The sequence below is a fragment of the Tardiphaga sp. genome, from assembly GCF_044340795.1.
Lineage (GTDB): Bacteria > Pseudomonadota > Alphaproteobacteria > Rhizobiales > Xanthobacteraceae > Tardiphaga.
In genome coordinates, this window is record NZ_JBIISY010000206.1 from 1 (window position 1) to 10,367 (window position 10,367).

General features: G+C 62.8%; 8 protein-coding genes and 1 pseudogene. 3 read left to right on the forward strand and 6 right to left on the reverse strand.

Annotation, left to right across the window (positions count from 1 at the left end; all coding sequences use genetic code 11):
• Positions 1-122: 122 nt before the first annotated feature.
• Positions 123-1,049 (forward strand): alpha/beta fold hydrolase, encoded by a 927-nt coding sequence (locus ACIQ17_RS25475; RefSeq protein ID WP_398472055.1) that lies wholly within the window; start codon positions 123-125, stop codon positions 1,047-1,049.
• Positions 1,050-1,055: 6 nt separating this feature from the next.
• On the opposite strand, the pseudogene zigA reads toward ACIQ17_RS25475, so the two are convergent.
• Positions 1,056-2,265, reverse strand: a pseudogene (gene zigA / locus ACIQ17_RS25480) (zinc metallochaperone GTPase ZigA).
• 187 nt (positions 2,266-2,452) lie between these two features.
• Between zigA and ACIQ17_RS25485 the strand changes: the two are divergent.
• On the forward strand, positions 2,453-3,475 hold the full coding sequence (locus ACIQ17_RS25485; protein WP_398472056.1) for an LLM class flavin-dependent oxidoreductase: 1,023 nt from the start codon (positions 2,453-2,455) through the stop codon (positions 3,473-3,475).
• A gap of 75 nt (positions 3,476-3,550) precedes the next feature.
• On the opposite strand, the gene ACIQ17_RS25490 is transcribed toward ACIQ17_RS25485, so the two are convergent.
• The 4 genes from ACIQ17_RS25490 to ACIQ17_RS25505 form a co-directional block, all read right to left on the reverse strand.
• Complete coding sequence (locus ACIQ17_RS25490) at positions 3,551-4,909, reverse strand: carbohydrate porin (RefSeq protein WP_398472058.1); 1,359 nt, start codon at positions 4,907-4,909, stop codon at positions 3,551-3,553.
• Positions 4,910-4,915: 6 nt separating this feature from the next.
• Positions 4,916-5,947: a transporter gene (locus ACIQ17_RS25495; protein WP_398472059.1), complete on the reverse strand. Its 1,032-nt coding sequence runs from the start codon at positions 5,945-5,947 to the stop codon at positions 4,916-4,918.
• Between the two features lie 132 nt (positions 5,948-6,079).
• Entirely contained in the window at positions 6,080-6,853 is a 774-nt protein-coding gene (locus ACIQ17_RS25500) for an acetoacetate decarboxylase (protein ID WP_398472060.1), read from the reverse strand.
• Between the two features lie 30 nt (positions 6,854-6,883).
• Positions 6,884-7,666 (reverse strand): 3-hydroxybutyrate dehydrogenase, encoded by a 783-nt coding sequence (locus ACIQ17_RS25505; protein ID WP_398472062.1) that lies wholly within the window; start codon positions 7,664-7,666, stop codon positions 6,884-6,886.
• 203 nt (positions 7,667-7,869) lie between these two features.
• Between ACIQ17_RS25505 and ACIQ17_RS25510 the strand changes: the two genes are divergently transcribed.
• On the forward strand, positions 7,870-9,021 hold the full coding sequence (locus ACIQ17_RS25510) for a patatin-like phospholipase family protein (protein WP_398472064.1): 1,152 nt from the start codon (positions 7,870-7,872) through the stop codon (positions 9,019-9,021).
• Positions 9,022-9,085: 64 nt separating this feature from the next.
• Here the strand turns inward: ACIQ17_RS25510 and ACIQ17_RS25515 are convergent.
• Positions 9,086-10,367: inorganic phosphate transporter (locus ACIQ17_RS25515; protein ID WP_398472066.1), on the reverse strand; the 1,282-nt coding region annotated here is incomplete at its 5' end.

Genomic DNA, 10,367 nt, shown 5'->3' on the forward strand with positions numbered 1-10,367 from the left:
GTCTGCAGCGCTTTGTATCCTGCACAGGCCCAGCGACTGACGGGGAGCGGCAGCGTTGCACACGCTGCGGTCCGGCCACGCATTCGACGGCCTTCGCTCCATGGAATCACAGGTTTCCGCTTATGACTCACGCGCCCACCGCCCCGGCCCTCCCGGCTGAGAAACATGCATTCGATGTTCAGCTCGAAGATGGCGCTACCGCCAGTGTGCGCGTCTATGGCCAGGGATCCGGCAGCAACCCGCGCATTATCTCCAGCCACGGCAACGGCCTCGCCGCCGATGCCTTCCAGAGTTTCTGGCGCCTGTTCATTCCGGACTACGAAACCGTCGTCTTCGATTTTCGCCACCACGGCCGCAGCAGTCCATTCGACAAGCCGATCCCGCATGTCTGGCCGCAACTGATCCGCGACTATGATGCGATCATGAAGGGGATCACCCGCGAGATCGGCCCGGCGCCGAGCCTCGGTGCCTTTCATTCCATGAGCGCGCTGACCACGCTGCTGCATGCCTCCGAATACGAGTCACCATGGATCGGCATTGTCGGCTTCGAGCCGCCGGCGACGCCGCCAACCCGCTACCCCGAATTCCAGATGTTCCGCGCCGACAACAACCGCCTGGCCGAGCGCACGATCAAGCGACGCTTCGAATTCAACACCGTGCAGGAGCTGTTCGACTCCTATCGACGCAGCTCCGCCTTCACCGGCGTCGATGATGCCGGGCTGCAGGCCCTCGCCGCGTCGACGCTGCGCTGGCGCGAAGACAAGCAGCTCTATGAACTCGCCTGCCCGCGGGAGTTCGAGGCCAGCATCTTTGCCATGCAGGACCTCGAAGGCGCCTGGGAGCGCATGTGCAAGATCGAGATTCCTGTCCAGCTCGTGGCCGGGCAACCGGCGACAGGGACCAGTCCGTTCATCATCATCGAGAGCGCCTTCGCCCGCGATGGCGGCTTCGACTTCGTCACCGTGGATGACGCCTCGCATTTCATGCAGATGGAAAAGCCGGAAGAATGCGCCGCGATCGTGCGCAATTTTCACGCCGGGCTTGGCTGACGCGCGCTACGCCATCTCGATCTCGTCCGCGCGCCGCCACTTCGGAAACGGGTCGGCCAGCTTCTCCCAGATCGCGATCTCCATGCCTGGCTTGCCGTCCACCAGGCACGCATCGAGGCGCTCGCGCAGACCGGCCTCGTCCATGCCGGTGCCGATGAACACAATCTCCTGGCGGCGATCGCCATAGACGTCGTTCCAGTTCTTCTTCAACGACTGCCGCCAAATGGGATCGTTCGGCCAGCGCTCGGCCGGGATATTGGCCCACCAGAAGCCCATGCCCTCGGTCCGGACGATGGCGCCGGCCTGGCTGAGTTCGCCAACCCATTGCGGCCGCGTCGCCAGCCAGAAATGTCCCTTGCTGCGGATCACGCCGCCCCAGCTCTCGCGCAAGAAAGCCTGAAATTTCGTGGGGTCGAATGGCCGCCGCGCGCGATAGACGAAATTGCTGACGCCATATTCTTCCGTTTCCGGAACATGGTCGGCAAAGCCGTAGAGCTCCTTGTACCAGAGCGGATGCTGCTGCGCCCGCTCGAAGTTGAACAGGCCGGTGTCGAGCACGCGGTCGAACGGCACATCGGCGAAATCTGCCTCAATGATATCGGCTTCCGGATTCAGCGCGCAGATGATTTTTCGCGCGGCGTCGCATTGCTGCGGCGTCGCGTCGCCGACCTTGTTGAGCACGACCACGTCGGCGAACTCGATCTGTTCGACCAGGAGATCGACCAGCCGGCGCTGGTCGTTGTCGAGCGCCTCGCCGCGATCCTCGAGAAAGTCCGTCGAGGAATAGTCCTTCAGCAAATTCACCGCATCGACCACGGTCACCGTGGTGTCGAGCCGCGCCACGTCCGACAGGCTGTCACCATTCTCGTCGCGGAAATCGAAGGTTGCCGCCACCGGCAACGGCTCGGCGGCCCGTGGATTCGATCAGCAGGTAATCGTAACGCCCGCCTTCCGCGAGCGCGCGCACCTCCTTGAGCAGGTCGTCGCGCAGCGTGCAGCAAATGCAGCCATTGGTCATCTCGACCAGCTTCTCATCCGTCCGCGAAAGATTGGCACCGCCATCCCTCACCAGATCCGCATCGATGTTCACCTCGCTCATGTCGTTCACAATCACCGCCACTTTGAGCCCGTGCCGGTTGTTCAGGATGTGATTGAGCAAAGTGGTCTTTCCAGCCCCGAGGAAGCCGGACAGCACTGTGACGGGGAGTTTTCGCATCGAGATCAAACAGCCTGTTGAGGGCGGCGAAGCAGTGGGGTGTGTCGAATTCCATGAGCGCCGTCGATTTATGTTATGTTATAACGTTACGTATATTGATCGCACTCTGTCAAGGCGGGGATTTGCCCGACGCGGTGGCGAAAGAAGATGCGAATGCATAGATGTGGCGTCCAACCGGAGCCTGCCCATGACCGCCTTGTCCATTCTCGATCTCGTCCGCGTCACCGAAGACACCAATGCGCGCGGCGCGCTCGATAATTCCCGGGATCTTGCGGCCCATGCGGAGCGCTGGGGCTATCAGCGCTTCTGGGTGGCCGAGCATCACAACATGATCGGCATCGCCAGCGCGGCAACCTCCGTGGTGATCGGCCATATTGCGGCGGGGACGAAGAGCATCCGTGTCGGCGCCGGCGGCATCATGCTCCCGAACCACGCACCGATCGTGATCGCCGAGCAGTTCGGCACGCTGGAGCGGCTGTTTCCCGGCCGTATCGATCTCGGCCTCGGCCGCGCACCGGGCACCGACCAGATGACCATGCGGGCGCTGCGCCGCTCGCTGCAGAATTCCGACAATTTCCCGCAGGACGTCCAGGAGTTGCAGGCCTATTTCGCCGAAGCAGCCCCCGGCCAGCGCCTGCAGGCCGTGCCGGCCGCGGGCACCAACGTGCCGCTGTGGATTCTCGGCTCCAGCACCTATGGCGCGCAACTCGCCGCCGTGCTCGGCCTGCCCTACGGTTTCGCCTCGCATTTCGCGCCGGAGATGTTGCTGCAGGCTCTGGAGATCTACCGCACGCATTTCGAACCGTCCGAGCAGCTGGCGAAGCCGTACAGCATGGTGGGCGTGAACATTATCGCCGCCGACACCGATGCGGAGGCCAGGCGGCTGTGGACCACGCAGCAGATGTCCTTCACCAACATGTTCCGCGGCGCGCGCGGGCTCAGCCAGCCGCCCATCGACGATATCGAGACCTATTGGTCGCCGGCCGAGAAGATGCAGGCCATGGGCATGTTGCGACGGACGATCGTCGGATCGAAGGAGACGGTGCGGGCAGGAATCGCTGCGCTGGTGGAAGAGACGAAGGCGGATGAGTTGATGATCGTGTCGGACGTCTATGAGCATCCGAAGCGGCTGAAGTCGTATGAGCTGATCGCGGACGCCGCGGCAGGGCTCGTCGATGCCCCTCCCGTAGGGCGGATTAGCGCAGCGTAGTCCGCCGTTCTTCGCCACATACATTCGGCCTGCGGATTACGGCTTCGCCTCATCCGCCCTACGGCCCGGCGTTTGCTAAAACGTAATCGTCGTCCTCACCCCGAACACCGCGGCATCCTTGATCCGCCTGGTCTGCGTCGGGTCATCCGGATTCACCACGCCGCCGCCGGGATGGATCACATATTGAAACACCGGCTGTACCGCCACGCCCGGTGCGGCCATGGCGACATAGGTCGCCTCGAACACCGCTTCAAAATCGCGGATCGGCGTCGCGATGCCGGTGAAGCGTTGCACATCCCGGTCAAGGTCACGCGCGCCGTCGGAAATCCGCGCATAGGTCATGGCGATGCCGAACCGATCATCCGGTCGTGCTGCCGAGAAGCCTGACACCTGGATGCCGCCGTCGAGATAGAAGCTGATCAGATTGCGATCCGACGGGCTGAATGATGCGCGAGCGAAGAAGCCGACGCCTTTGGCTGGATCGAGCGTGCTGAATACCAGCCGCTGCTCATAGACCGCAAACAGGCCGCGATTGCCGCGCCGCATGGCCGGCTCGCCAGTGCCGAGTGGATCCGCCTGCGAAAGCCCCTGCGCTGTCCAGCGTTCATCGTCGAATTGCTCGAAGTGATACCAGCCGCCGCCGGTGATGGCGCCAGGCAATCCCGACGCGCCGACGCGATAATTGTATTTCAGCTGTCCGATGACCCATGGCGGATCGTTGACGCGGAAAGCGAGCCCATGCGGATTGGAGATCTGCGGATCATCCGGCCCCTGCGCGCCCGCGCTGCCGTTGAACACTGCGAGATACGCCGTGAACGCATCGGATAGCAGCGCCTTTATGCGCACACCCGGCACGGCCAGTGGCGGTGACGGCCCGCCAGCCGGCAGGATCACGCCGGTGATGCCGGGCCAGCCGAGTGCGGAATTGACGAAGATGTCGTCATATTTGCTGTCGATGAATTCGGTGTCCGACGGCTGTTGACCGACTTTCACGAACAGCCGGCCGTCGAGCAGCGATTGCTCAATCCAGAACTCGTAGAGCCGCGTCGATGGCAGTGCTTCGATGCCCGAGACCAGCATGAGATTGCCGATATAATCGCGCGACAATCCCTGGCCGTGGATCTGGAACACGTTGCCGTGGAAGGTCGCGCCGCGCCAGCCCACTGCTTTTTCGAGATCGATATCGACGCCGAGATCGACGCGGCCATCATAGATGGCGCCGCGCCGGATGCCCCCCGAGGCGTTGCCCAGGGTCTCGCCGATATAGGCCGCGGAAAACGCCACGCCCCATTGATCGAGCCGGTCATTGAGTGCCTTCAACCCGCCGTCGCGCCAGTCGCCACCATGCGCCGATGACATCTGCATGCCGCAGCAGACGACAAGACCGACGAGCGCCTTCACGCGCGGCAGCCAGCATCGCAGCATCCTGACCATGACGAGCTACCTGATGATGCCGATGCGCTTCATGATGAAATAGGCGATCGCCGATGACAGCATGAGAATGCCGCACACCAGAATGAACCCGTTATCGCCGTCGACCAGCGGCATCGCCTTGATGTTCATGCCGAAGATGCCTGCTGCCAGCGTCGGCGGCATCAGCAACGCGGTCAGCACCGAGAGCACGCGCAATGCTTCATTGCCGCTTTCTGCGATCTGCAGATGCAGCTCTTCCTGCAACAGCCGGCTGCGCTCGCGCAGCTCGACGATGATGCGGTCGAGCCCGTCGAGCCGCTGCGCCAGCTTGCCGGCCCGCAGCTGCAGCACCGGCTTGAGATCGAGACCGCCCTTCTGTTCGAAGCGCTGGAAGACGAGGCGCAGACCGGAAAGCTGGCGATGCAGCCGCACGCAGGTGCGCCGCTGCCGGCCCAGCGTCTGCAGCATGTGCCGGGACTCGCCGGACACCACCTGCTCCTCGATCTCGTCGAGGGCCAGTGCCAGCTTGTCGGCAACGCCGTCGATGGTGTCGGCAACATTCTCGATGATGGTCTCGAACAGCGCCGCCATGCTGTCGATCTTCATCCCCTGTTCGAGCGAGCGGCGGGTCGCATCCACTGCACACAATGCATGATGCCGGCCGCTGATCAGCAGATGCTCGGTCATGGCGAAGCGGAGATAACCGGTATCGTCGTCGACATCGTGGATCTCGCGCAGCAGGTCCGAGATCACGCCATAGACGGTGTCGTCGGCCGTATGCAGCTGCTGGAAGCTGTCCTTCGACAGCAGCAAGGCGCGCGCAGCCTCCGGGGCCTGGAGCGGCGCCTGCGCGAGCCATTGCAGGGCGCGCGCATCGGCCAGATTGAAATGCAGCCAGAGCAGCCCGTCACGCGTGACATCGATCTCCTGATGAATCGACAGCGCTTCCGGCCGGCCATCCGCATGAATGCGGAAGGCCCAGACCAGGCCCGGAATGGCGTCGTCCGACCGCACGGCAAAGCCGCTCAGTGCGGCACCAACCGGAAGTTCAGCCTGCATCACGCATCGACCATCGTTCAGATCGCACCACCAAAACGGCTGTGATCAAATTACCTCTGCATGACGCCCTGATGCGTCCGCTCGTCGCACGCAATTAATGACATCCCTGTTACAGGGATGTGTCAGGGCTCGTTATTCAGCCGCTTCGGCGAGCGCATCGTCCTGCTTGATATAGTCATGCACGACGCGGCCATAAGGCAGCGTGAGATCGGCAATGTAGTGATGCGCGCCGATCATCCTGCGCACCGGGAAGTCCGCGACCGGTGCGTTGACGTGCGGCACGAGGTGCAGACGGCCCGGACCGAACCACGACCCCTTCACCGTGATGTCGGTGAGGTTGATGGCGATCAGCTGGCAAACCTCGGGGCGACCATCAGCGCCGGGAATGAGCTTCAGATTGATTTGTGTCTTGGCAAGCACCGCATGGGTGGCCTCGCCATTGCCCGCCATCGCGCCGTGCTTGTAGGCCATGGTGCCCATGGCGACCTGCTGGCCGGCATATTCCAGTGTGCCGGTCAGCGTATCCTTCACGATTTCCAGTTTCGGATGCGCATACTTTTTCGGGAAGCCCCAGATCTCGCGGCCGGCGGCGATCGGCGGATCATCGTCCAGATACATCTGTGAGACGAAATTGACGTCCTCGCCCTTGAAGCGCGCGGGAATGACCAGACCGGATTCGGTGTAGCTGCCGAAGCCGGATGAGTCCGGCATCTTGATCCATTCGTAATGCACGACCGGGCGCTCGAGCGGCTCCAGCGGCTCGGGCAGGCCCATGCGGATCAGTTCGGGATCGGTCTCATAGGTGATGACGAGAAATTCGCGATTGACGAAGCGATAGGGACCGGCCGGGTAGCTCGGACCGGCCATCGGCATCGAAGGCAAACCAAGGATGTCTTCCTTGCGCATCGGGAAACTCCTGAGATCGATGAAAATGATTTAGTGAGCCGTCCAGCCGCCATCGACCGGCAGCGTGATGCCGGTGATCGATTGCGCCATGTCGGTGCAGAGGAAATTGACGGTGGCAGCGAGTTCTTCGGTGGTGACGAAGCGCTTGGTCGGCTGCGCGGCCAGCAGCACATCGGACACGACCTGCTGCTCGGTAATGCCGCGCGCCTTCGCCTGCTCCGGAATCTGCTTCTCGACCAGCGGCGTCATCACATAGCCGGGGCACACCGCATTGACGGTGATACCATGCTCGGCGAGCTCAAGGGCTGCGGTCTTGGTGAGGCCGGCAATGCCGTGCTTGGCCGCGACATAGGCCGACTTGAAGGGCGACGCCACCAGCGCATGCGCGGATGCGATATTGACGATGCGGCCCCAATTCTTCGCCTTCATGCCGGGAATGGCGAGGCGCGTCGTATGGAAGGCGCTCGACAGGTTGATGGCGATGATCGCGTCCCACTTCTCGACCGGGAATTCCTCCAGCGGAGCGACGAACTGAATGCCGGCATTGTTGACCAGGATATCAGTGCCGCCGAACGCCTCCTGCGCAGCCGCCATCATGCCGGCAATGGCTTCGCCATCGGCCATGTTGGCGCCGTTATAGACCACCTTCACATTGTGCTGGCTGGCAAGCTCGGCGCGGATCGCTTCGATTTCACCGGCATCGCCAAAGCCGTTCAGCATCACATTGGCACCCTGCGCCGCGAGGCCGCGCGCAATGCCGAGACCGATGCCGCTGGTGGAGCCGGTGACGATGGCAGATTTTCCAGACAGCATGGCGATGACCATTGGTGAGAATGCGTTAATCAAAATCGATCGCGCGCATTGCTAGCGGCCCTGCGCGACGGCGGTATGAGGAATTTCCTTCATCCCTGTGACGCTGTGGCGCAATGGGCATTCATAAAAGCTGCAAGGTGTCATGACCGCGTCATTGCTCATCTGAAATCTGCGCGCGACAACGTATTTCAGGAGCAAGTGATATGGACGCACGCACACCCGAGGCAGAGATCGCATCGCAGGCGCATTGGCGCCCGGACCGCTGCGATCGCGTCGCTCTCGTCCTGCAAGGCGGCGGCGCGCTCGGTGCGTATCAGGCTGGTGTATATCAGGCACTGCACGAAGCCGGCCTTGAGCCTGACTGGGTGTGCGGCGTCTCCATTGGCGGCATCAATTCGGCGATCATCGCCGGCAATCCGCCGGAGCGGCGCCTCGAGCGCCTGCGCATCTTCTGGGATCGCATCACCGCGCGAAAAGTCTGGCACTACACGCCGGATGGCGACATCTATCGCAAGGCCCGCAACATCGCGAGTTCGTGGATGACGACCACGCTGGGCCAGCCCGGCTTCTTCCAGCCACACGAGGTCAATCCGTGGTTCTCGCCGGCCGGCGCGCAGACCGCGACCAGCTATTACGACACCGCGCCGCTGCGCGAGACCCTGCTGGAGCTGGTGGATTTCGACCTGATCAATGCACGAAAAATGCATTTCGCCGTCGGTGCGGTGAATGTGCTGACCGGCAACTTCTCTTACTTCGACAACAAGAAGGAAGTGATCGCGCCCGAACATGTGATGGCGTCGGGCGCGCTGCCGCCGGCATTGCCGATGGTGAAGATCGGCACGGATCATTACTGGGACGGCGGCATCGTCTCCAACACACCGCTGCAGCATCTGCTGGACCAGGACGACAAGATGAACTCGCTGGTGTTCCAGGTCGACCTGTTCTCGTCGCGCGGCATGCTGCCGCGCGATATCCAGGAGGTGATGGCCCGCCACAAGGACATCATGTATTCCTCGCGCACGCGCTACAACACGGACGTCTATCGCAAGCTGAACAACCTGAAGACGGATTTCTATCAGGCGCTGCAGAAGATCCCGGACGACCAGCTGTCCGAACACGAGCGTTCACTGCGCGACCAGTTCAGCAACCTGCCCGAGATCACCATCCTGCAGATGATCTATCAGCAGAAGGCCTATGAAGGCGCGTCGAAGGATCACGAATTCTCGGCGACCTCCATGCGCGAGCACTGGCAGAGCGGCCTGGAGGACACCCGCCGGACACTGCAGCGTCGCGACTGGCTAGCGCTGCCCGACCACGGCATCGTCGTCCACGACGTGCATCGCGATCACGGGTGAAGTGAAACGCCCAAACAAAAGGCCCGCGCTTTGCGCGGGCCTTTTCCTTTGCGGGGGCCGCCGCTCAGAAGATATGCGCGAACACGAAGTACAACCCCGCCGACAGCGCAATGGCGCAAGGCAGTGTCAGCACCCAGGCCATCAGCAGGTTGCGGATGGTGGCCATCTGCAGGCCCGACCCATTCGCCGCCATGGTGCCGGCCACGCCCGACGACAGCACATGGGTGGTCGAGACCGGCAGGCCGAAGACGTCAGCCGCGCCGATGGTGCCGGCGGCAACCAGCTCTGCCGACGCGCCCTGCGCATAGGTCAGATGCGTCTTGCCGATCTTCTCGCCGACGGTAACCACGATGCGCTTCCAGCCCACCATGGTGCCGAGGCCAAGCGCGATGGCGACGGCGATCTTCACCCAGTCCGGGATGAACTTGGTCGCCGCATCGAGCGAGCCCTTATAGGCATTGAGGGTCGCGACCTCTTCCTTGCTGAGGTCGTTTTCCTTGTCCTTCATCAGAAAGCGGATGGCTTCCGATGCGAGATACATGTCGTTACGGGTGTTGCCGACCTTCTCCGCCGGCACCTTGTCGAGGGTGCCATAGGTGCGGACCTGATCGCCCACATCCTTCACCAGCACCGCGAGCGCCGGATAGGTGCCCTCAGTGATCTTGCGAGCAGCAACATACTGCGTCACCACCGGGCGTGGATCGCCGAGGATGCTGTGGCCGGCGCCCTTGGCGGCGACGACCTGCGAGGCGGCGAACGAGGTCTTCTGGAACTGCTCGATGCGCGATTCCGGCAGCGCGCGGTTCAGCGCATAGGCGGTCGGCACGGTGCCGATCAGCACCAGCATGATCAGGCCCATGCCCTTCTGGCCGTCATTCGAACCGTGCGCAAACGACACACCGGTGCAGGTGGCGATCAGGATGCCGCGGATCCACAGCGGCGGCGGCTTGTCACCTTCCGGCGCTTCGTACAAAGCGGGATTGCGGACCAGGAATTTCAGTACCAGCAGCAGGATCGCCGCACAGGCAAAGCCGAACAGCGGCGACAGCAGCAGTGCGTAGCCAATTTCAGTGGCCTTGCTCCAGTCGACGCCCGACGTGCCGTCGCGGCCACGCATCAGCGCGTTGGCGATGCCGACACCGATGATCGAACCGATCAGCGTATGCGAGGACGACGCCGGCAGGCCGAGCCACCAGGTGCCGAGATTCCAGATGATCGCGGCGATCAGCAGCGCGAACACCATGGCGAAGCCGGCGGATGAGCCGACCTGCAGGATCAACTCCACCGGCAGCAGCGAGACGATGCCGAAGGCCACCGCACCGGACGAGAACAGCACGCCAAGGAAA

What these genes read in the sequence shown, in the direction of transcription:
- ACIQ17_RS25495 (WP_398472059.1), bottom strand. Translation starts at nt 5,947, where the DNA reads ATGCAGGCTGAACTTCCGGTTGGTGCCGCACTGAGCGGCTTTGCCGTG.
- ACIQ17_RS25500 (WP_398472060.1), bottom strand. Translation starts at nt 6,853, where the DNA reads ATGCGCAAGGAAGACATCCTTGGTTTGCCTTCGATGCCGATGGCCGGT.
- ACIQ17_RS25490 (WP_398472058.1), bottom strand. Translation starts at nt 4,909, where the DNA reads ATGGTCAGGATGCTGCGATGCTGGCTGCCGCGCGTGAAGGCGCTCGTC.
- ACIQ17_RS25510 (WP_398472064.1), top strand. Translation starts at nt 7,870, where the DNA reads ATGGACGCACGCACACCCGAGGCAGAGATCGCATCGCAGGCGCATTGG.
- ACIQ17_RS25475 (WP_398472055.1), top strand. Translation starts at nt 123, where the DNA reads ATGACTCACGCGCCCACCGCCCCGGCCCTCCCGGCTGAGAAACATGCA.
- ACIQ17_RS25505 (WP_398472062.1), bottom strand. Translation starts at nt 7,666, where the DNA reads ATGCTGTCTGGAAAATCTGCCATCGTCACCGGCTCCACCAGCGGCATC.
- ACIQ17_RS25485 (WP_398472056.1), top strand. Translation starts at nt 2,453, where the DNA reads ATGACCGCCTTGTCCATTCTCGATCTCGTCCGCGTCACCGAAGACACC.